The 22,510-nt window shown below is 40.4% G+C and carries 15 protein-coding genes and 2 rRNA genes; 7 read left to right on the plus strand and 10 right to left on the minus strand.

Annotated features, from left to right (window positions below; translation table 11 throughout):
- Positions 1 to 126: 126 nt before the first annotated feature.
- From E4O04_RS02805 to E4O04_RS02825, 5 genes are all read left to right on the plus strand, one after another.
- Positions 127 to 3,084: ribosomal RNA gene (locus E4O04_RS02805) — 23S ribosomal RNA — on the plus strand.
- 106 nt (positions 3,085 to 3,190) lie between these two features.
- Positions 3,191 to 3,302, plus strand: a 5S ribosomal RNA gene (gene rrf / locus E4O04_RS02810).
- A gap of 50 nt (positions 3,303 to 3,352) precedes the next feature.
- Entirely contained in the window at positions 3,353 to 4,651 is a 1,299-nt protein-coding gene (locus tag E4O04_RS02815) for a DUF58 domain-containing protein (RefSeq protein WP_253685642.1), read from the plus strand.
- Entirely contained in the window at positions 4,635 to 8,351 is a 3,717-nt protein-coding gene (locus tag E4O04_RS02820; protein ID WP_253685640.1) for a transglutaminase domain-containing protein, read from the plus strand. The genes E4O04_RS02815 and E4O04_RS02820 overlap by 17 nt, the downstream gene beginning before the upstream one ends.
- 47 nt (positions 8,352 to 8,398) lie before the next feature.
- A complete protein-coding gene (locus E4O04_RS02825; RefSeq protein WP_253685639.1) occupies positions 8,399 to 9,367 on the plus strand; it encodes an AAA family ATPase in 969 nt (322 codons plus the stop codon).
- 26 nt (positions 9,368 to 9,393) lie between these two features.
- Here E4O04_RS02825 and E4O04_RS02830 read toward each other — a convergent pair whose 3' ends face one another.
- Genes E4O04_RS02830 through E4O04_RS02840 form a run of 3 tightly spaced genes read right to left on the minus strand, consistent with a single transcriptional unit; the run spans position 9,394 to position 12,993 of the window.
- Positions 9,394 to 10,167, minus strand: coding sequence for a TIGR03943 family putative permease subunit (locus E4O04_RS02830; protein ID WP_253685637.1), 774 nt, complete (start codon positions 10,165 to 10,167; stop codon positions 9,394 to 9,396).
- Positions 10,168 to 10,188: 21 nt separating this feature from the next.
- Positions 10,189 to 11,112, minus strand: coding sequence for a permease (locus E4O04_RS02835; protein ID WP_253709804.1), 924 nt, complete (start codon positions 11,110 to 11,112; stop codon positions 10,189 to 10,191).
- A 3-nt stretch (positions 11,113 to 11,115) separates the two neighbouring features.
- On the minus strand, positions 11,116 to 12,993 hold the full coding sequence (locus E4O04_RS02840; RefSeq protein WP_371921924.1) for a hypothetical protein: 1,878 nt from the start codon (positions 12,991 to 12,993) through the stop codon (positions 11,116 to 11,118).
- A gap of 141 nt (positions 12,994 to 13,134) precedes the next feature.
- Between E4O04_RS02840 and E4O04_RS02845 the strand changes: the two genes are divergently transcribed.
- Together E4O04_RS02845 and hutH are read left to right on the plus strand one after the other, a co-directional pair.
- Positions 13,135 to 14,220, plus strand: a complete 1,086-nt coding sequence (locus tag E4O04_RS02845; RefSeq protein ID WP_253685631.1) for an endonuclease/exonuclease/phosphatase family protein — start codon at positions 13,135 to 13,137, stop codon at positions 14,218 to 14,220.
- Between the two features lie 34 nt (positions 14,221 to 14,254).
- Positions 14,255 to 15,778, plus strand: coding sequence for a histidine ammonia-lyase (gene hutH / locus E4O04_RS02850; protein ID WP_253709806.1), 1,524 nt, complete (start codon positions 14,255 to 14,257; stop codon positions 15,776 to 15,778).
- Positions 15,779 to 15,897: 119 nt separating this feature from the next.
- On the opposite strand, the gene E4O04_RS02855 is transcribed toward hutH, so the two are convergent.
- The 7 genes from E4O04_RS02855 to fabV all read right to left on the minus strand — a co-directional run bounded on the left by E4O04_RS02855 (position 15,898) and on the right by fabV (position 22,480).
- Positions 15,898 to 16,815: an acetyl-CoA carboxylase carboxyltransferase subunit alpha gene (locus E4O04_RS02855; RefSeq protein ID WP_253685627.1), complete on the minus strand. Its 918-nt coding sequence runs from the start codon at positions 16,813 to 16,815 to the stop codon at positions 15,898 to 15,900.
- 27 nt (positions 16,816 to 16,842) lie between these two features.
- Complete coding sequence (gene accD / locus E4O04_RS02860) at positions 16,843 to 17,634, minus strand: acetyl-CoA carboxylase, carboxyltransferase subunit beta (protein ID WP_253685625.1); 792 nt, start codon at positions 17,632 to 17,634, stop codon at positions 16,843 to 16,845.
- Between the two features lie 15 nt (positions 17,635 to 17,649).
- Positions 17,650 to 18,969, minus strand: coding sequence for an acetyl-CoA carboxylase biotin carboxylase subunit (locus E4O04_RS02865; protein ID WP_253685623.1), 1,320 nt, complete (start codon positions 18,967 to 18,969; stop codon positions 17,650 to 17,652).
- Between the two features lie 10 nt (positions 18,970 to 18,979).
- Positions 18,980 to 19,531 (minus strand): acetyl-CoA carboxylase biotin carboxyl carrier protein, encoded by a 552-nt coding sequence (gene accB, locus E4O04_RS02870; protein ID WP_253709807.1) that lies wholly within the window; start codon positions 19,529 to 19,531, stop codon positions 18,980 to 18,982.
- Positions 19,532 to 19,719: 188 nt separating this feature from the next.
- Positions 19,720 to 21,057 carry an ATP-binding protein gene (locus E4O04_RS02875; protein WP_253709809.1) on the minus strand — a complete coding sequence of 446 codons (1,338 nt, stop codon included), beginning with the start codon at positions 21,055 to 21,057 and terminating at the stop codon, positions 19,720 to 19,722.
- Between the two features lie 9 nt (positions 21,058 to 21,066).
- Entirely contained in the window at positions 21,067 to 21,246 is a 180-nt protein-coding gene (locus E4O04_RS02880) for a virulence RhuM family protein (RefSeq protein ID WP_253709811.1), read from the minus strand.
- 40 nt (positions 21,247 to 21,286) lie between these two features.
- Complete coding sequence (gene fabV, locus E4O04_RS02885) at positions 21,287 to 22,480, minus strand: enoyl-ACP reductase FabV (RefSeq protein ID WP_253709813.1); 1,194 nt, start codon at positions 22,478 to 22,480, stop codon at positions 21,287 to 21,289.
- Positions 22,481 to 22,510: the final 30 nt, after the last annotated feature.

Here is a 22,510-nt window from a genome sequence, read left to right on the forward strand (position 1 = left end):
ATATTTGACATAACTAGGGAAGGGAACGAAGGCGTTTAAAAGTTTTAAGACTTTTAGGCGTAAAAGAAAAATAAAAAAATACAAAACTTCTTTTTGAAAAGAGTAAGAAAGAAGGGACAATAATATGGTCAAGCGAATATAGGTTTATGGCGAATGCCTATGGAGCTAAGAGGCGAAGAAGGCCGTGGTAAGCTGCGAAAAGTTCCGTGTAGGAGCACACATCCTGTGATACGGAAATAGCCGAATGGGGTAACCCGTCAGTAGTGATACTGACATTACACTCTTGAATAAAATAGAGAGGTAAAGCGATACTGAGTGAACTGAACCATCTAAGTAACTCAAGGAAAAGAAATCAAGTAAGAGATTCCGAAAGTAGCGGCGAGCGAAATTGGAGGAGCCTAAACCCTTTTGAGGGAGTTGTAGGGCTGCATCGGCGTAGGACCGACAAGTTACAAATTCGATTTATAGCAGAAAGGTTTTGGGAAAGCCTGGCGAAGAGGGTGAAACCCCCGTAAGCGAAATAAATCGGACTTGTTGATGCAGTACCTGAGTACGGCGGGGCACGAGAAACCCTGTCGGAAACCGGGTCGACCACGATCCAAGGCTAAATACTACTTAGCTACCGATAGTGAACAAGTACCGTGAGGGAAAGGTGAAAAGAACCCCAGTAAGGGGAGTGAAATAGAACCTGAAACCGTAAACCAACAAGATGTTACAGCCCTTTAAGGGTGGTAGCGTGCCTTTTGTAGAATGAGCCTGCGAGTTACGATATGCAGCGAGGTTAAGGAATAGAAGTTCCGGAGCCTAAGGGAAACCGAGTCTTAATAGGGCGAATAGTTGCATGTCGTAGACCCGAAGCCGGAGTGATCTAGTCATGAGCAGGTTGAAGCAGCGGTAAAACGCTGTGGAGGACCGAACTATAATCTGTTAAAAAAGGTATGGATGACTTGTGACTAGGAGTGAAAGGCTAATCAAACCCGGAAATAGCTGGTTCTCCCCGAAATGCCTTTAGGGACAGCCTCATACAAAATTATCGGAGGTAAAGCACTAGTTGGACTAGGGGGCGTCAAAGCCTACCAAACCCAGTTAAACTCTGAATGCCGATAATCAACGTATGGGAGTGAGACTGCGTGCGCTAAGGTTCGTAGTCAAAAGGGAAACAGCCCAGACCGTCAGCTAAGGTCCCCAAATACTGCTTGAGTGTGAAATGAAGTGTGGATACAAAGACAGCCAGGAGGTTGGCTTAGAAGCAGCAATTCCTTTAAAGAGTGCGTAACAGCTCACTGGTCGAGTGTCCATGCGCAGATAATGTAACGGGGCTAAGCAGTATACCGAAGCTACGGGTCTTACGCGATTAATGCGTAAGGCGGTAGGGGAGCATTCCATTAACTGAAGAAGGAATACCCGCGAGGGATTCTGGAGGAGATGGAAGAGAGAATGCAGGTATAAGTAACGAAAAGGGAGGTGAGATCCCTCCCCGCCGAAAATCTAAGGTTTCCTGGGTAAAGGTAATCTCCCCAGGGTAAGTCGGCCCCTAAGGCGAGGACGAAGGTCGTAGTCGATGGGAAATCGGTTCATATTCCGATACCTTTTATAATTTCGATGGCAGGACGCATGAGGTGAAACCCGGCCGGCTAACGGATGCCGGTCAAAGTAAGCGAGCCGTTAAAAAGGATGATAGGCAAATCCGTCGTCCAAGGTAAGCTGCGACAGCGAGGGACACTACGGTGGAACGAAGCGGGCGTAATCAAGGTGCCGGGAAATACTGTCTAAGGCTAGGTTATAAAAGACCGTACCGTAAACCGACACAGGTAGATGGGATGAGAAATCTAAGGCGCTCGAGAGAACTCGCGTTAAGGAATTCGGCAAAATGCACACGTAACTTCGGAAAAAGTGTGACCTCCTTTTTATAAAAAGTGGAGGTGGCAGAAAGCAGGCCCAGGCGACTGTTTATCAAAAACACAGCCATCTGCGAACCAGCAATGGGACGTATAGGTGGTGACACCTGCCCGGTGCCGGAAGGTTAAGAGGAGAGGTTAGCAGCAATGTGAAGCTTTGAATTGAAGCCCCGGTAAACGGCGGCCGTAACTATAACGGTCCTAAGGTAGCGAAATTCCTTGTCGGGTAAGTTCCGACCCGCACGAATGGTGTAACGATTCTGGGCACTGTCTCAACGCGAGACTCGGTGAAATTTATATACCGGTAAAGAAGCCGGTTACCCATAGTTAGACGGAAAGACCCCGTGAACCTTCACCGCAACTTATTATTGGGACTTGGTTTATCATGTGTAGAATAGGTGGGAGGCTATGAAGCTTGACCGTTAGGTTGGGTGGAGCCGAAATGTGAAATACCACCCTTGATAAATCAGGTTTCTAACCGCTGTCCGTGAAACCGGAAGCGGGACAGTGATAGGCAGGCGGTTTGACTGGGGCGGTCGCCTCCTAAAGAGTAACGGAGGTGCGCGAAGGTCTCCTCACGCCGGTTGGAAATCGGCGCAGCGAGTGTAAAGGCACAAGGAGGCTTAACTGCGAGAGTGACAGCTCGAGCAGATACGAAAGTAGGTCTTAATGATCTGGCGGTAGCGAGTGGAAGCGCCGTCACTTAACGGATAAAAGGTACTCCGGGGATAACAGGCTGATATTCCCCAAGAGTTCACATCGACGGGAATGTTTGGCACCTCGATGTCGGCTCATCGCATCCTGGGGCTGAAGCAGGTCCCAAGGGTTTGGCTGTTCGCCAATTAAAGCGGTACGTGAGCTGGGTTCAGAACGTCGCGAGACAGTTCGGTCCCTATCTGCTATGGGCGTTGGATACGTGAGAGGAGCTGTTTTTAGTACGAGAGGACCGAAATGGACGAACCTCTGGTGTACCGGTTATCCTGCCAAGGGTAATTGCCGGGTAGCTAAGTTCGGAAGGGATAACCGCTGAAGGCATCTAAGTGGGAAGCCCGCCTCAAGACTACGTATCCCTGAGGGTTTAACCCTCCTAAAGACTCCTTGCACACTACAAGGTTGATAGGTTGGAGGTCTAAGCACAGTAATGTGTTAAGCCGACCAATACTAATAAGTCGTGAGGCTTGACCATATTATTGTTTCTTTTTTCATTAATGAGATATGATTTTCTTCTTCGTTCTCATCTTTAGTACACTTAAAACTATTAAAGTTTTAAGTCCTTATTTTGTTTATTATTGCCAGGTGGCCATAGTGGAGAGGTAATACCCGTTCCCATCCCGAACACGGAAGTCAAGCTCTCTTACGCCGATGATACTGCTGATCAAGTGGGAAAGTAGGATGCTGCCTGGCTTTTTTTTGTTTTATTGATTATTTCTATAAAAAGTGATAGTATATTTCGGATGAAGGTTTTTAGGTTGACGGTTTCCGGAGCTATTTATATTGTGTTTTCAATTCTCTTGCTGACGGCAGCCGGTGTTCGAGGCGAATTATTTGCAATTGTTTGTGGTGTTTGCTTATGCCTTTATTTTGTGCTTTCCTTAATTCTTATTAGTCTTTCCGTTTTATTATGGCAAAAAGCGGATTCATTAGTAGAATTAAAAAATGAAACTATTTCTATTTTACCCTTAGAGGAACGAAAGGGAAAAAAACTTTTTCCGATTGTTTTGCCCGGCGTTTTTGTATTTTACGGTTTTGAGTTTTCATCCGATTTAAACAATAAAAAAGGCAGAAGATTGAAATTTAATATTAAGCTTAAGAGAACTGCTGCCCATTTCCCCCTTCCGAAGGAAGAACGAGGCAGATTTTTTTTGGAAAAGGAGTATATCGAAATTTCCGATCTTGCAGGATTTTTTTCATTCCGGCTTTTAAAAAATGAAAAATCCATACCTCAACTTTTTATTTATCCGATGATGACCGAAGTAAAAAGCTTTGCACTTCCCGAAATTCTAAATGAGACATCGGCTCATACCATAAATCTGAGACGGACTGATGAGCTTTATGATTCGCGCCCGTATTTTCCCGGCGATGATATAAGAAAAATTAACTGGAAGCTGTATGCGCACACTCAAGAACTTAATGTAAAGCAGGGAGATTTTGTTCCGCCGCCGAGAATTTTTTTTACGCTATATGTTGAAAGTCCGATTGTAAATAAAGATATTGTATTTTATAAAAATAGATTCGATGAATTTATTAATTTGAGTACGTCGATAGCTTTTTATTTACACCAAAAAGGAATAAGTTTTAATATCCGTTTTTATGATGGCGAAAAAAACTCTTATGAAACCGAAACAGTTTATCCGGGTGATATAGATGCGGAAGAATCGATAAAAAGAATTTTTTCAATTCCTCAAATTAGGATTCTAAAAAAAATGAATAAAGCTCAGCCTAAACTAAAAAAGAATTTTTTTATTGATGAAGAAAACAAAAAAACTTGTTTGCTCTATTTTTTTATGCCTGTACAATCAAGCAAGAAAATTTTAGAAAGACTTTTTGGAATTTTTTCGGATCATAAAAATGAATGTGCTTTTTATACCGGGCTTGAAAGTATAATTACCGTACCTAAGAACCGTTTGTTTTCTTTTTTGTTTTATACCTCTTCCCAAAAAAAATATAACCGCTTATCAAAAGAAATGAACGAAAAGATTGAAATTCTAAAAAATGAATTAAAGAGCGGAGGATTTTATGCTTACTCGATATAAGCTTAATTTTCTTTTACGTATATTCTCGCTGGTAATGCTAAGTATTATTCCGTCATTATACTTGTTTGAAATTTTACCTTCATTCGTTCTTCCTGTTTGGGCTGTTATTGTAATTTATTTGTGCTATCAACTTCAAAAAAAACGGATAAAGATATCGGCTTCTATTATTTTGTTGTTATTAAGTATTAGTATTTTTTTTATTTTTATTTTATTTTTATTAAAAATTATTTCAGCCGAGCCTTTTGATATCCTATATTTAAGGCTGGGTGTTATTCTTCCTTTTTTGATAATTCAATCTTTTTTTATTTCGGTATCGACTATTTTATTTTGTCAAAAAGAAAAATATAGACGTTATGAACCTATAATTCTATTTAGTGTATTTGCTTTGTTCTTTTTTGGGCAGGGAAATTTTTCAATGTCGGTTTTTGACCATCCGATATATGCAGTTTTGTTTTCACTTAGTTTTTCTGCAATCGAAATGATTCGCATTTTTTTATCTTTTAATTTTGAAAAAAAACAATTTGCATTTTTTTTGCTTTTTTTACCGTTTTTTGCCTTTATAATGACCTTTGTATTAAAAAACTATAATGAATCTGCATCGGTTAATCATGGAGGTTTATTGCAGCCCACTCTTTTTAGATTTGATTTTTCCGATTATTTAAAATTGCAATCTGAAATTAAAATGAGTGGTGACCTTATTTTAGTCGCTCATTTTGATAATGATTTTTCTCACAACATGTTAAGGCGAATGTATCTTTCAGGCTGGGATTCTGCAAAAGGTTTTTATGAAAAAAAAGCTCCATCCGAAAAGGCTCAAATTACCTCTCTGCCTAAGGGGCAAAAAGATATTTTGCATAGAGCCTTTTCTATGCGTGAAAAAGTTGCGCAAGAATATTTTTTTGTGAACCTATCACCATCTTCCTTTATTGCTATGGATTATCCGACACAGGTAATTCCTTATGAGATTTGGGACAGTTCAAAATTTAACGGAGGGTACAAGGTCTTTAGCGATGCAATATTTGATTTTGCATCTGATCTTTATGGAGAGGCATTTCCGTCAGGGGATGAAGATGAGGGAATGTCGAAAGAGGATTTGGATTTTTATACTAAAATTGATGAAGAAAGTTTTAAACTTGTGCATCAAACAGCTGAAGAAATAACCGGAGATATTCCAGATTATTTGGATAAAGTTTTAGCGCTTCAATTTTATTTTACGGATGGAGATTTCAGGTATTCTCTAAAACCGGGCAAGGCTCATGACGGTAATCAGCTAAAATATTTTTTGACTGAAACAAAAAAAGGATATTGTACTTACTTTGCCTTTTCTTATGCTCTCATGCTTAGAAGCATAGGAATACCTGCCAGAGTGGCGGTAGGATTTTTTGTTCAGCCCGAATCTGAAGTTATGAATTATTATCCTGTACGGGCAAACATGGCCCATGCATGGGTTGAGGTTTTCTTTCCTTTTATCGGATGGGTCAGCTTTGATCCTACAACTTCTCAGCTTGCCGAAGGAGAAAATATTAACTTTGGAATGAATGCGGGAGGAGAGGAATTTAATTCTCTTTTAAGTGAAATCCTCGAAAAACGCAGTGAAATAAAAATTACGGAAATCACCGAAAAGGAAGATGATATTTCAAACATAAGTACTTATATAAAACAATTTTTTAAAGAGAACATATCCTTATTCAGATTTATTATAATTATTTTTTTGATTATGATACTTGCAGCTTACAAGGCGCGTCCTCATCTTGTATTAAAATTTTCAGGGAATAATAGAAGAGTCGTGCTCACGGCAGGTAAGCTATTTAAGAAAAAGACACGGAGCGATGAGGACACAAAAGAAATGAATGCGCTTATTCAAAAGGCGAAATTTGCACCGGAATGTACAATAGAAGATGCAAATACTGCCAAAAATATTTTAAAAAACAAAACAAAAAAAATAATTCTCTTACTTGCTTTTTGTCTTGTATCGTGTTTTGTCGTTGCAGAAAACGCAGAAACCATTGTTATTGAGGCCGAAAAGGCAGTGGAAGCTGAGAATTGGGAGCGGGCCTTATCTCTTTTGCAAGATGGAATAAAAAAATATCCTCAAAACGATAGTTTGTTTTTAAAGTTGGGGGAAATTTATCATAATAAAGAATTATATAATCCTGCATATAAGGCCTTAAAAAAAGGCTTAGAAATTAATCCTGAAAACAGCAGTATCTTATTTTATCTTTCAAGTTGTGCATCTTTGCTAAATAAATATGAAGAAGCCTTGATCTATATTAAAAATTATTTACGCCTTATCCCTTATGACCGTTTTGCTGCTTCCAATTACGGCTGGTTATGTTATAAGTGCCACAGGCCGGAGGAAGGAATAAATTTTTTATTGGATAACATAAAGCGGTATGGAGAAGACTTATCGGTTTATAACTCTTTAGGAACTTTATACAATGAAATGTTTGATTATGAGAAATCCAAAGAGTTTTATACAAAGGCAATAAGGGGAGCAGAACAAGGCAGCAGAACATATTCGGGATCAGTTTACTATTATAATAAGGCTATTTTAGAAAGTCAATTTTATCGGTTTGATAATGCAATAGAGGATGCAAAGGCTGCTTTAAATATGGAAGAGCGTACATCTGGTTATATGATGCTGGGAGAACTTGAAGAAAGAAGAAATAATTTTTCGCAGGCCCTTTCTGCATATCTTTCGGCGTATGCTGATGATGAAACGCCTCTTTCGGCTTTAAGCATTATAAATCTATTTTTGAAAACAGGTCATATTGAAAAAGCCGAACAATATATTTTAAATGAACTGCAAAATATCAGTGAAGCATGGATTTCAAATTACGGTTTGAGTGTAAACGAATTTAAAAGCAATCTGTATGACATAAAAAAATCATTATACATACGCAAATATAATTTTGAAAAAACCAGATTAACATTAGGTTTTTTAGATTGGATAAAAAATTTTAACAATAAGATAAACTATAAACTAAAATATACATATTATGATGCCGTTTTTAGATTGTATTCTTTAAAGGTTGCAAAAGAATATAAGAAAAACAATACAGGAGATTTAATCAGCAATACAAATACTCTTTATACAAATACTTACTATTATCATGCATTTAAAGGCAAGGGGAAAAAAGCTTTAAAATATCTTAGAAAGGCTGAATCTATAGAAACCATGTTTATTCCGCAAAGTGCCGGCATCTATCTTGCCGACAGGGGAATCCTTGAGGAAGATTTAAAGCTGCTAAATGAAGGTATTTCAAAAATGGATTCGGAATGGGAAAAACATAGTCTTGCAGATCTGTATGCCCAAGGAAGTAAAATCGCGAAAAAAAACTCTTCACAACTTTATTATCTTTATTTGGAATCCCTTTTTGATTTAAATCCTGCCGGCTTTTTAGAATATGATATAAAATTACCTGTAAAAATAACTGCGGATATAGATAAAACTGAAAACACAAAAATTACAGCAAAAAAAATGAAAAAATTGATATTATCATCTCGTTTTATGGAAGATGGCGATTCTAAATTCTCCCTTAGGTTGACATACTCCGGCAAAACTCTTTTTTTTAAGTTAGCAGATAAAAACGGGTATACTCTTTACAGTAAAAATTTTACGATTGAAAACTTGGATAAAACCAATTTTAAAAACTGCGTTAATATTTTTGTAAAGGATATTTTTACTTTTAATTTATAGAACCTTTTGATATAGACAAAATTATATTTTCGGTTATACTGTTTGATATGAATACAAAAGATATAATAGATGAGCTTATAAGAAATATAGGCTTAGTAGTAAAAGGAAAGGATGAGATTATCCGCCTTTTTGTTGCTGCATTTTTGACCGGAGGCCATGTTCTTATAGATGATGTTCCCGGCGTCGGAAAAACAACAATGGTAAAAGCCTTGGCTAAATTAATAAAAAAGGATTATGGAAATCCTGCCGATTTTAAAAGGATTCAATGTACGCCGGACTTACTTCCATATGATATTACCGGTGTTGATGTTTTTAATGCACAAACTCAAAGTTTTGAATTTATAAAGGGTCCCGTTTTTTGTGATATTTTTTTGGCTGACGAATTAAATAGAACTCCTCCTAAGGTACAAGCCGCCCTTCTTGAAGTTATGGAAGAAAAGCAGGTTACTGTCGGAAGGCAAACTTACAGACTATCTGATGTTTTTTTTACTGCTGCCACTCAAAACCCTGTGGAAACGGTTGGAACCTATCCCTTGCCTCCGGCTCAGCTTGACCGCTTTATGCTTTCCGTTTCGGTAGGTTATCCTGATGATGAGTCTGCTCTCGAAATACTCCAAGGTAATCCCGGCGTGTCGGCTCTTTCAAAACTTTATCCCATTATAACTACAGGCGATATAGCGGCTTCCCGTGAAGAGCAAGAAAAAGTTTATTGTCACAAGGCCTTACAAAAAGCTATAATAGATATTTGCAATAAAACACGGGAACATTCCGATATTGAGTTAGGCGCTTCTCCAAGAGCCTCTTTACAGTTTTTGCATCTTGCAAAAACTGTTGCTCTCTCTAACGGCCGAAACTGGATTGAAGATACCGATATTGAAACAATCGCTCCTTATGTTCTTGCCCATAGATGTATTTTTAAAAACAGAAAGGTTAATGCAAAAGAATCTATTGCAGAAATTACAAAATCGGTTCTAGTAAAAATGGATAAAGAAACGGACTGGTCTAAAGAGTCATAAATAAAGCTGCCGATTAAAACTCTTATCTAAAAAGGATAGACATATTCTAAGGCAGGGCGCGGAATAAATTCTATATTATCGACTATGATTAATGGCTCAAAGCTGCCTTCATATTCTGTTTTAGAAATTGTTCCTGTAACGCAGACCCAATCGTCTTCTTTTAGCTCATCGGCCTTAAGCCATTGAGCTACCAGACCTGCCGGCTGCATATCGGCTGCACAGCAAACCATTAACATCCTTCCTATTGCGAATTCGTTTTTACTTAAAACTTCCGGATTTTTCCAAACGGCACCTTCAATTTTTATCTTCTTATTTACCCATGAGTCCAAATTTAAATAAAGTTCAGGCAGCCAGCGTCCGAAAGTTTCATTATCCATAACTACAAAGCCGTCTTCCAATTCCAAAAGCCTGCTTGGTCTAAAATTGAAATTAGGGCCTGTGTCTTCTTTTTGCTTTTGAAATGAAAAAATATCTCCGTTAAATGCAAGAGAGTCTGAAGTTAAGACCTTGTACGGAATAAGGAGAGCAAACAAAATTGGCAGTAAAAAAATTATTAGGTACAAGGGAGATTCCCTTTTTGAATGAGTGTGATATGGAAAATAAAAAGCATCACGCATTGTAAGAATGCCTATAATAAAAAATACAATAGCAGAAAAGATAATTATACCTGTGTGGCGGACATGAACATACAAGAGGGCTTTTTTTGATGCGACCGCATAGATAAAAATAATAGAAGCTGCCAACAATAATAATGAGCGTATAATTTTTTCAAGAAAAATATTTAAAAGTATTTTTTTCATATCCTGCCTATTAATTTTTATTTATAAAAATATAAAACCCATTGCACTTATAAAAATGATATTCATAACAGTTATGATTATCATCAACTCTATTACAAACCGTTTTTTAAAAATAGATAAAAGCATGAAGATATTTTTTATATCCATCATAGGTCCGTATACAAGAAAACCCATAATCGAAAAGAGTGAAAAACTGCCATAAAAGCTGCGGGCAATAAAGGCATCCGATGTTGAACATGCAGAAAAAACAAATGCAAAAAGCATCATAATTAATATTCCGCTCAAAGAATGGGATTCATTAAACTTTATAAAAAAATTACTCGGTACTCCGGCTCGTATTAGAGATGTAAATAAGGCTCCCAATATCAAATAAGGCCCGACATTAAAAAATTCAGTTCCGCTGTGTAAAAACATTTCCTTGAGGTTTTCAATAAAAGAGTTTTGTCCGGAATTTTGAGATGCACAGCAAGAGTCCCCGCAGCTGCAAGAACAATCATGCTCGATGTCTTCCTTCAAATATTCGTTTTTAGGATAGAACAAAAGTAAGATTCCGATGGAGGCGGCTGTTACTATCCCGAAGATTACCCTATATATCGCAGCCATCGGATATTCAGGAAAGGCATATAAGGTAGCCATTATCGAAATAGGATTTAAAATAGGAGCTGCAAGCATAAAGGTTACCGCAATAGGCATGGCAACTCCCTTTTTTACAAGCCCGGAAAGAACAGGCACCGCTGCACATTCACATACCGGAAAAACAAGGCCGCCGAATAAGGCAGTCAAAAATCCAAGGCCGTGCCTGCTCGGAAAAACTTTGACGATAAAATTATCCGAAATAAAAACATGCAGGATTGAAGATATAACTATTCCCAAAAGCATAAAAGGAAAGGCTTGAAGGAGGATGCTTAAAAAAATGGTGTTGGTTGTAGTTATAAAACTCAACATAAATTAAGAATACTGCGATACTAATTTTATGATATAGAGCTCTATATAATCTTGCAAGGCCTTTCTTTCCTTTATTTTTAAAAGCCCCGGAGACTCCAGCAGAGTTTTAGCCAGTCCTCTGACTCTGTCGGCGGTAAAGCTGGAAAAGGAAAGGGTTCTATTTATTCCCCGTAAATAATCTCTAATTAATGCATTTACGTCCTCTGTCAGATTCTCGCGTGCAGGATGTCCCAAAGTATGATTCCATTCATCTAAAGTTTTTTCGAGGGCTTGATCAATTGTCATTCCTTCAGGAATAAATTCGGTACTTATTTTTTCTGCAGCATCCTTTAATTTTTGCTTAGGCTTTTTATAGGTAGTTTCTTTTTTTTCAGGCTGTACAGGCTGAGCTACCTTTTTCTTGCGTTTAAAAAATGCAATTATTGCAGAAATTATAGGAATCGTATACCAGAATGGAAGAAGAATCTTTGTATCGCTTAAAATCTCGTATCGATTAAGCATTAAAATTTCGTTATATGATGCAGGTTTACCTGCCGGAAAAATTCGGTTTATTTCCATAGCTTGAATTTCATTTAAGCGGGGATCTGCAATAATCGATAAAATAAACGAAGCATTTAAAAGTCCGTATAGATTCGGTGCCGAATGAGCGGTTATTTCTTTTAATAATTCATTGAAAGCCGTGTCGTTTTTCATTGAGTCATCTTGCTCAAAATTCATTAACATCTCATGCCATCTTTTTATACATAGCTCCCTGACCGGTTTTCTTGCTTCATTGATGAGGGATATTAAAAGAGGAACGACCTTTTCGGTAAGCAGATAGAATCTATCATTTGCAGAGTTTGTAAAGGTAAGAATATCCGGAATTATATATTTTTCTGAGGAGCCTGTTTTTTCCTTCATAAAATTCTGTAAGGTTTCTTCAGAGTATTGCCCAAGCAGGGGAACTCCTCTGGAATCGGTAAATTGGGTTATCTGCTTCATTGTAAAATAATAAGGCGATTTTTGAAAAGCCAGAAGGAGATTTTTTAAAGCCGTGTCCGTTTGAATGTCTTTTTGAGCCCTGTTTCTGTAGTAATTATTTAAATACTCCAGAATGCCGGCAGCCTGCAATAAGGCTATCTCGTCAGGCAGCTTTTCATTCTTTTTGGCAAATTCCTGTTTTATAAAGGCGCATAATTGGCCCCACAAGATATAGTTGTCTCCCGATTCTTTAACATTTTGAAAACTATTAACACTATGTGCCATAGTTTTTGCAATAAAGGTTTTAACCGTAAATTCTTTACCGGGATTGGCCACCATGAGCCTCTTTTGCATATAATCCCTGCTTTCATCCTTCGATAAGAAAAGCTTAATCTTATCTAGGGCTAAACTTAAAAGTTTTTCTGTTTTGTAAGAGCCGGGAAAGATGAGGGCCGGAATATCTCCGTTGTAGTTTAGGGCATATAAAAAAGAATTTTCCTTTGATTCGGGTTTTAACTCTGCTATATCATCTGAGACGCTTATTGCCTTTAAAAGTTTCCCCGGAAAATTCTTAGGCAGATCCGATAAAAGAGGAAAAGGAATGTCGGGATGCTGCTCAAGATTTGCATATTGCCGGGATATATTATCTACATGGAAATATGGAACAAAGATGATGGTTGTATTGGACTTGTCTGTTGTTATTTCGATGTCCCCTTCATCCTGTATTTTTTTTAGCTCACTTAAAAGAGTTTCGAGAGAAATTTCAAGATGAACAGCCAACTCCGGTTTTTGCTGCAAAAAATGCCGTGCATAGCGGTGGAGATAATCTTGAAAAGGTTGTAAGGTCACTTGAGCGCTGTCTCTACGCAAAGAAAACATCCGCAACAGGTGCAGTAAATCCGTGTAAATAGTCATCCCCATATTATACACAATATTTTTCAATAATTCAAGGTTGTTGTTCCGAAAAAACGAGTTTTTTCTTTATTGAGGCTGCCATTGCATAAAACTCATTTTTAATATATAATTTTACAGTTCATAAATTATCAGTGAGGTGAAATTAATATGAGCTCACGAAAATTATTTGTTTTTGTTCCATTAGCAGTTATAGGAACTCTCCTTTTTTTTACGGCAGCTTTTTTTCTTTTTGTTACAATATCAGAGTATCGTCCTAACCCGCTTGAAAAAGCCGATATAAACAAGAATGCAAAAAGATCGATTTTACAGACTGATGAAACCTTCCGGATTTTAGACTGGAACATAGGTTATTGCGGCCTTGATGCTCAAAACGATTTTTTTTATGACGGCGGAAAAAATGTGACGGCCCGAAGCAAGGATGCGGTTTTGCAAAACCTTGAAAAGGTAAAGAACATAATAAAAGAAGAAGATTGCAGCTTTAATCTAATCCAAGAAATTGACTTAAAATCAAAGCGAAGCTTTTATGTAAACCAAAAAAAAGCCCTATCCGATTTTTTTACCGATTATGATTCAGCTCTTGCTCTAAACTATGATGCCCTCATTGTGCCGGTTCCAGTTTCAAATCCATTGGGAAGGGTCAAAAGCGGCGTCTTTACCTTAAGTGAGTATGGAATAGAAAAAGCGGAGAGGCTTCAGCTTCCGGGTTCATTTTCATGGCCCTTAAAAACCGTCAACTTAAAGCGCTGCCTTTTGTTTTCTGAAATTAAAACGGATGTTCCCAATAAAAATCTTTATATAATAAACTTGCATCTTTCGGCCTATGATGCGGCCGGAGTTCTAAGAAAGCAGGAAATGGAATTTTTACAAAACCTCGCTTTAAAATTTTATAATGAGGGGCATTGGGTAATTGCAGGCGGCGATTGGAACTCCCTTTTTCCGGGTGTAGAAAAAAATCGTTTTATGCCTTATACTACACATGAAAAATTTCTTGAATGGATAGAATATTCTCCTGCCGATTTTATCGGTAAGGAATGGAAATGGGGCTTTGACAGCTCGGTACCGACTGTTAGACTTCTGGAGCAGCCTTACGTTAAGGGAGAAAACTATACAACTATCATTGACGGTTTTATATGCTCACCCAATGTTGAAATTATCGGAGTCAAAACCCTTGATTTAAATTTTGAAGTTTCGGATCATCATCCTGTAATTGCAGAATTTAAACTTTTAAAATGATATTTATTTAAAATAAAAATATAAGGAGCAAAAAATGAAGGTAAAACCTGTAACAGTAACAGGCAGCAGTTTGACAATAGAAGATGTTGTAGCTGTTGCCCGACATGGAGCGGAAGTAAAGCTATCTGCAGATGCAAAAAAAAGAATCAAGGATTCAAAGAAAATTGTAGACGACATTGTAAAAAGCGGTAAGCCTACCTACGGCATTTCGACCGGTTTTGGAGAATTATCCACCGTAACGATTACCAAGGATCAAAACGGTGCCCTGCAGAGGAACTTAATTTTAAGTCATGCCTGCGGTGTAGGCAATACCTTCCCCGAAGACATAGTACGTGCTATAATGCTTTTAAGGCTTAACACCCATGCAAGCGGTTTTTCCGGTGTAACTCCTTCAGTGCCGGATATCCTAGTCGATATGCTCAATAAGGGTGTAATACCCTATGTACCCGAAAAAGGTTCTTTAGGTGCAAGCGGCGACTTGGCAAACCTTGCCCATATCGCCCTTGTAATGATAGGAGAGGGAAGGGCTTATTACGAAGGTAAGCTGATGGCCGGAAAAGATGCACTTGCAAAAGCCGGCTTAAAGCCTGTTGTGCTTTCAGGAAAAGACGGTCTTGGTATTATTAACGGTACTCCCGTAATGTCCGGTATCGGAGCCTTAGCCTTGCATGATGCAGAACAGCTTTTAAAGGCTGCAAACATGGGTGCTTCCTTGGTATTTGAAGCCTTTAGAGGCATTACAGCCGCCCTCGACCCCAGAATCCATAAAACCCGCCCCCACAAGGGACAGATGGATACGGCAGCCTTTATCCTCAAAATGCTAAAAGGCAGCTCTTCCATCAACACAAGGGAAAACGATGTTCAAGACCCCTATACGCTTAGGTGCGTTCCTCAGGTTCACGGTGCAAGTGCCGATGCTATCGCCTATGTCCGCAAGGTTCTTGAAATAGAAATCAATTCCGTAACCGATAATCCCTTAGTCTTCCCCGATAACAAAGACGTTATCTCAGGCGGAAACTTCCACGGTCAGCCCATCGCCATTACCATGGACTTCTTAGGAATCGCCGTAAGCGAACTTGCAAACATAAGCGAAAGAAGAACAGAACGCCTTGTAAACCCGCAGTTAAACGGAGGACTGCCTGCCTTCTTAATAGAAAACGGCGGAGTAAACTCAGGCTTTATGATTCCTCAGTATACAGCGGCCTCCCTCGTTTCGGAAAACAAGGTATTGGCTCACCCTGCCAGCGTTGACTCTATTACCTCATCGGGAAATAAAGAAGACCACGTAAGTATGGGAACAACTGCAGCCCGCAAAATAACCGAAATCGTTAAAAACGTACGCCACGTTCTTGCTATTGAATGGCTTACAGCCGCTCAGGCCTGCGATTTAAGGGGAGTAAAAAAATACGGCAAGGGAACCGGAGAAATGATGAAGCTTATCCGAAAGCATATCTCCAAGGTTACCGAAGACCGCATTCTCTATGATGATATAATGAAGGCTCTTGAGATTATTTCAAACGATGAAAATATTGAAATGATTGAAAATGCCATTAAGTAAGTTATTTTAACGAGTAAATACGCTGAATTTATAAGCAGGTTTATTTACAATAAAACCCGCATTGGAATATGAAATCCGATGCGGGTTTTTTAATAAAATTTTAAAATGAACTATAGGGTTTATTCCGAATACTTTCCTATGCTTCTGATTTTTTTGCTTCGGTATTTTACCAAAACGGCGGGGTCGCGTTTTGTAAGGTCGGCTAAATCCTTTAGGATTTGCTGCTTGATTGCCTCTGCAGTTTGTTTCGGATCGGTGTGGGCTCCTTTTTCGGGTTCGGGGATGATGCCGTTTATTACCTTTAAGTCGAGAACCTCTTGGCTGGTAATTTTGAGCATGGCGGCGGCATCCTTTGCCCTGCTTGAATCCCTCAATAGGATTGAGGCACAGCCTTCAGGGGATATAACCGAGAAGATGGCGTTTTCAAGCATGTAAATCTTGTCGCCGACTCCTATGCCGAGGGCTCCGCCTGAGCCTCCTTCGCCGATGATTATGCAGATAACCGGGGTTTTTAGGCGGCTGAATTCCCTCAAGTTAAAGGCAATGGCTTCTCCGATTCCTCTTTCTTCGGCTCCGAGGCCGGGGTAGGCTCCCTGAGTGTCGATAAAGGTTATAATCGGTCTTTTGAACTTTTCGGCCTGTTTTGCAAGGCGCATTGCTTTGCGGTAGCCTTCGGGGTTTGCCATACCTCCGTTCCTGTCGATGGTTTCGCGCAAGTTTCTTCCCTTTTGGGTGCCGATTACTGTAACCGGCATTCCGTCGATAAAGCCTATTCCGCCTATCATGGCAGGGTCATCGCCGAAAAAGCGGTCGCCGTGAAGCTCGGTAAAATTATCGAAAATCAAATTGATGTAGTCCAAGGTTCTGGGCCTGTCGCTGTGGCGGGCAAGCTCAACCCTTTCCCATGTTTTTGCAAGGGTTGTGGAACTTTCAAGTTTAGCATTTATCTTTGCAAGCTCCTCGCTTATATCAAGCCCCGCCTTTTGGGCTATATCTTTTAAGTTATTTAATAAATTAGTTTGATCCGTATTGCTCATACATTTTCTCCATTTCCCATAAAAACTTTAGGCCTTTTTCTTCTTAGGGGCTTCTTTTAGGCCGAGGCTGTGGGCATCAATCATACGGGCAAAAAACTGCCTTTGTTCTTGACGCGGTACTATGCAGTCCACAAAGCCCTTTTCCATCTGAAATTCGGCGCGCTGAAAGCCTTCGGGGAGCTGCTGGCGGATGGTGCCTTCGATAACTCTTGGGCCTGCAAAGCCGATGAGGGCTCCCGGCTCTGCTGCCGTTATGTCGCCGAGCATTGCAAAACTCGCCGTAACGCCTCCCGTGGTCGGGTCGCAGAGCATTATAAAAAGAGGAACACCCTTTTCATCCAACTCGGCGGCTGCACTTGAGGTCTTGGCCATCTGCATAAGCGAAAAAAGCCCCTCCTGCATTCGGGCTCCTCCTGAGGTTGCATAGATAATTACGGGGATCCTTTCTGCAGCTCCCTTTAACATGAGCCTCGAAATCTTCTCCCCTACAACCGAGCCCATCGAGCCTCCCATAAAGTGAAAGGACATAAGGGCCAGGAGGGCATCCCGCCCCTTAATCTTGCATGAGCCCGTAATTACAGCCTCGTTTAAGGCTGCCTTTTCTTCGGCGGCCGAAATCTTTGCTTCATACCCCTCCATTTCGATGGGGTTACAGGTTTTTAAGTTTGCATACAGCTCTTGAAAGGAATTTTCATCTGTCAGATAGGTAATCCTCTGCCTCGGCTCTATGCGTAAATGGCAATTACAGTGAGGGCAGACCATCAGGTTATCTGTAAAAACCTCTTCATCATATGATACTTTACAACTAGGACAATCCATATTTTTCAATACTCCTTATTTACTTCCAAAAAGCTCTTCATAGAGCCCGGTACCGAAAACACCGGATTTGAACTTTTTTGAGTTAAGTATAATCTTTTGCTCTTCGATATTGCAGGTGATGCCTTCGATTTTAAGCTCGTCGAGGGCGCAAAGCAGTTTTTGAATTGCATTAGCCCTGTCGGCTCCGTGAACGATGAGCTTAGCCGTCATCGAATCATAAAACGGAACTACCGAGTAACCTTGATATAAAAAGCTGTCAAAGCGTACACCGTTTCCGCCGGGAATCATCAAGTTTTTGATAAGGCCGGGAGAGCGGGCGTTTATTCTGGCCTCGATAGCCCAGCCCTTTGTAGGCAGGATGCCTTGGGCAAACTTCATGTTCTCGCCCGTACAAACGCGGATTTGTTCTGCAATTATATCGGTGCCTGTAATCATCTCCGAAACGGGGTGCTCGACCTGAATTCGGGCGTTTACTTCCATAAAGTAGAAATTGTTGCCCGATACGAGAAACTCGATTGTTCCCGCCCCGCGGTATTTAAGGGAAGAAAAGAGGCTGACAGCCCCCTTACACATGGCTTCGCGCATTTCCTCGCTTACGGCAGGGGAGGGGCTTTCTTCTATCAGCTTTTGATGATTTTTTTGAACAGAGCAGTCTCTTTCGCCTAAGACGGAAACGGCTCCCTTTCCGTTGCCTACGATTTGAAGTTCGACATGGCGCGGGTCTACGAGGTATTTTTCGATATAAACCGTGCCGTCTGCAAAGTTGGCCTCGGCTTCCGCGGAAGCGATTTTTAGGTTTTCAGGCAACTCCGATTCCTTATAAACGATGCGCATTCCCTTTCCGCCGCCGCCTGAAGCCGCCTTGATGATGACGGGATAACCGCATTTTTCGGCAGTTTTTTTGGCTTCTTCCAATTCTTTTACGGCTCCGTCCGAGCCGGGGGTTACGGGAAGGCCGCTTTTTACGGCGGTTTCGCGGGCCCGTACCTTGTCGCCCAGCATTTCGATTGTGTCGGGTTTAGGGCCTATCCAAAAAAGGCCTGCGTTTTCTACTTCGCGGGCGAAACCTGCGTTTTCGGATAAAAAGCCTACTCCCGGATGAACGGCCTCGCAGGAAGTGCAGAGGGCTGCCGTGATAAGGGCTTCCTTGTTGAGGTAGCTTTTAGCCGACGGGGGCGGGCCTATGCAGACAGCCTCATCAGCCAAAAGAACATGGAGGCAGTCCTTGTCCGCCGTGGAGTAAACGGCGACGGTTTTTATTCCCATTTCGCGGCAGGAGCGGATTACCCTTACGGCTATCTCACCCCTGTTGGCGATAAGTATTTTTTTAATCATAGGAACCTTCCTACTTAGCCTTTATCTTAAACAAGACCTGATCGAATTCGACAAGCTCTCCGTTTGAAACCAAGATTTCTTCGATAACTCCGTCATGTTCGCATTCTAGGGTGTTCATCATCTTCATAGCCTCAAGCACGCAAAGGGGCTGACCTTTTTTTACCGTGCCGCCTTTTTCGACATAGGGCGGAGAATCGGGAGACGGAGCCCTGTAAAAGGTTCCGACGATGGGGCTTTTTACCTCGATTAGATCGGCCGATGAAGATGCCGTGGCCGCTTGGGCCGGAGCTTCTGCAACAGGGCTTGCCGGTTGAGGTGCTGCCCCTTGAACTCCCGAAGGAGCGGTCTGAGGCACGCCCTGAAAACCTGCTTGGAAAGCTGCCGGCATAGCCAAAGGCATGGGATAGGCAGCCTGTGCTCCTGCCTGAGCTGCAACTTCCTTTTTAGGAAAGGCTCCTTCCTTTTTTAATACAAGCTCGCAGTCGTCCTGCTTTATCTGCAAGAAAACCGTATCACCTTTTTCAAATTGTTCTATCACTTTCAAAATAAAATCTTCTTTCATAAAATCTCCTTAAAGTTTTATTTTTTATCTATTTTTAACCGTTATATGCAATGTAAGATAGACAGTTTATCATTATGTAGGTAGTATGTCTATCCCCAGATAGACGGTCTATCCCTATGCAGGTGAACCGTCCACCATTATGTAGGTAGACCGTCCTCCATTATGTAAGTGGACAACCTGTCCTGTACTCATTGTTTTTTTACAATCCAGTATCCGTCCTTGGCACTGCCGACGTATTCAATTTTGTTATCTTTCTTTAATTTAGCTATATCCCTCTCAATGGTGGGTTTTGATACATTAATCATATAACTCATCATATCAATTGTAATTTTGTTATTTGATTTTATCAGTTCCATGATTTTTTCTTTTCTTTGTTCCGGGCTCAGTTTTTGGACATCATTTTGAACATCATTTTGAACATCATTTTCACCGTCATTTTGGACATCATAGTTTCGGTTAAACAAGGTAACAATTACCCCGTTATCGGAAATATAATATTCGGGCTGTTTTTTAAAGCCGGCATAATCTTCAAATATTCTGCGTACTCCTGAAGCATAATTTTCGATGACATCAGCCTTATCCAGAGTATCCACTATAATTTTATTCCTTTTAGCAACCATGCCCATTTTTATGTTTTCCAGGGTCAATCCGTCCGGCAAGCTGCCGGGAGAAAAAATTTGCACTCTGTCATCGTAAAATTCTATTTTTATATCTCCGCTCAAGGTCCAGTCCCTATGGCAATAGCAGTTTACGATAGCTTCTCTGAGAGCTCTTTCCGGAATATCCGAATACTCATCCCGCTCAGGGTTTCCGGTAATGGTTATTTTTTTGCGGTTCGATAAATTTGCAAAATATAGCACCTCATCTAATTGCTTTAAGATGGAACCTGTAAATTCTTTTTTATCCAAAAAGACATTAACCGTAGTACCCTGAAAAACGGCAAACTTACTGATAGCGGGATTTTGGTCGCTCAATAAGAGGGCGGCATTATTGTATTTACCATCCTTATCCATGAGGGATAGAGCATATTTGTCGAAGGGAACGCTTTTTTCTTTAAATCTATTTTCTATATAATTAAAGGTCAAATCATCCCGATGACATAACAAGCGCTCGTAATCATTTTGACTATGCTGCCTTATCATTCTTTGTATTTCATCAAAGCTTGCAAGCCTTTTTGTGCTGCCGACTCTGACATATACACACTTTGTATTAAAACCTTCTCCGTCTTTATAAAAGTAAGGCCTCTCTTTTCCCTTAAAAATTTTGATTCTAAAGGGAGCTTCGTTTGGATAAATATAAATCAAGCTCGTTACATCAGGCGTAAAAGCATTTACAATCCAATTTGAAAGAACTTCTTCCCATTTTTTCTTTTTTTCGTTTATGAGATCATAATGTATAGTTCCGCTGTCATCGACACCCAGATAAATTTCTCCATCAGTGCTGTTTAAAAAAGAAACGATTTCGGCTTTAAGTGCACTCTGTTTTTTAGGAATGTCGATTTTAAACTCTTTATTATAATCTTCCATAATTTTCAGTTACCCGCTGATGGTGTTTTCCAAGAAGCCGACGGCAATAATCATTTGCAGCCCGTAGTATTTTACAGAGCGGGCTGCAGTCCTATCCCCTTCAGTTTGAACTATTCGGAAATTCCTAATAGTTGCATCTTCTTGTAATTTATGTGCCGAAGAACAAATATCGGTTTTTGCCATAAACATCTATGAATTAAGAATTAATAATTATTAATAATTCCTCAATTTAAATCCTGTCGAACCTTTCTACCTCGGCTTCGTAGTTGACGCCTTCGACATCAAAGCCGTTTGAGGCTAAAAAGTCGTGGCGGTAACCTGCAAGGTCGGTTAGGCTTTCGGCATTTTCGCTTGTTACCTTTTCCATCAAGGCAGAAACTTCCCTTTGTACGTCTTCTTCAAGTTCCCAATCGTCAATGCGGATTCTGTTTTCTTCATCAACGGGGATTGAGCCGTCTTTGCGGTAGAGCCTTTCTGCATAAAGGCGGGTAATCTGCTCGATACAGCCCTCGTGGTTTCCTTTTTCTTTCATCACCTTGAATAAGGAAGCTAGGTAGAGGGGAATTACGGGGATTACTGCACTTGCCCTTGTTACAAGCCCCTTGTTTACCGAAACAAAGGCGCGTGCTGACGGGTTTTCTTTGTTTAAGCGGTGAGCTGTGGCTTCAAGGTGTTCTTTAGCCTTACCTATGGTTCCCTTGCGGTAGAGGGCTTGGGTGGCTTCGGGGCCGATATAAGAATAGGCCATGGTGATGCAGCCTTCTTCCAGCAAGCCTTCTTTTGAAAGTTGCTTTATCCAGCGCTCCCAGTCTTCTCCTCCCATAACCTTAACGGTGTCTCGGGCTTCTTCATCGCTTGCAGGCTCTGCGGAAATCTCTTTTAGTTCTCCCGTAAAGGGATCGACAGTCTTGCCTGTAAAGGTTTTGCCGAAGGGCTTTAAGACCGACTTGTGCATTATGCCTGTGTCGGGGTCTGTTCTTACGGGGCTTGCCAAGCTGTAAACAACAAGATCGAATTTTATGCCTTTCTTTTTAGCTTCTTCAATAACTTGAGCTTTGATTTCATCGGAAAAGGCATCGCCGTCTATAGTAAAGGAATAAAGACCTTCTTTTTTTGCTGCCTCGTCAAAGGCGAGGTTGTTGTACCAGCCCGGAGTTCCGTACTTTGTTTCGCTTCCAGCCTTTTCAAAGGAAACGCCTATAGTGGCGGCTCCGTATCCGAAGGCAGCCGTGATTCGGCTTGCAAGTCCGTATCCGTTAGAGCAGCCGAGCACGAGTACATTTTTCGGTGACGCCGCTCCCGATTTTACCTCAAGGGTAATCCTCTTCTTTGTGTATTCTATTTGATCCTCTACACCTTTTTTGCATCCTTTAGGATGAGCATTTAGACAAATGTTATTCCTAACCATCGGTTTTACAATCATATCATTCCTCCAAAAAAACTTTTAATTTAA

Source organism: Treponema sp. OMZ 799 (assembly GCF_024181365.1).
In the GTDB taxonomy this organism is placed as follows: Bacteria; Spirochaetota; Spirochaetia; order Treponematales; family Treponemataceae; genus Treponema_B.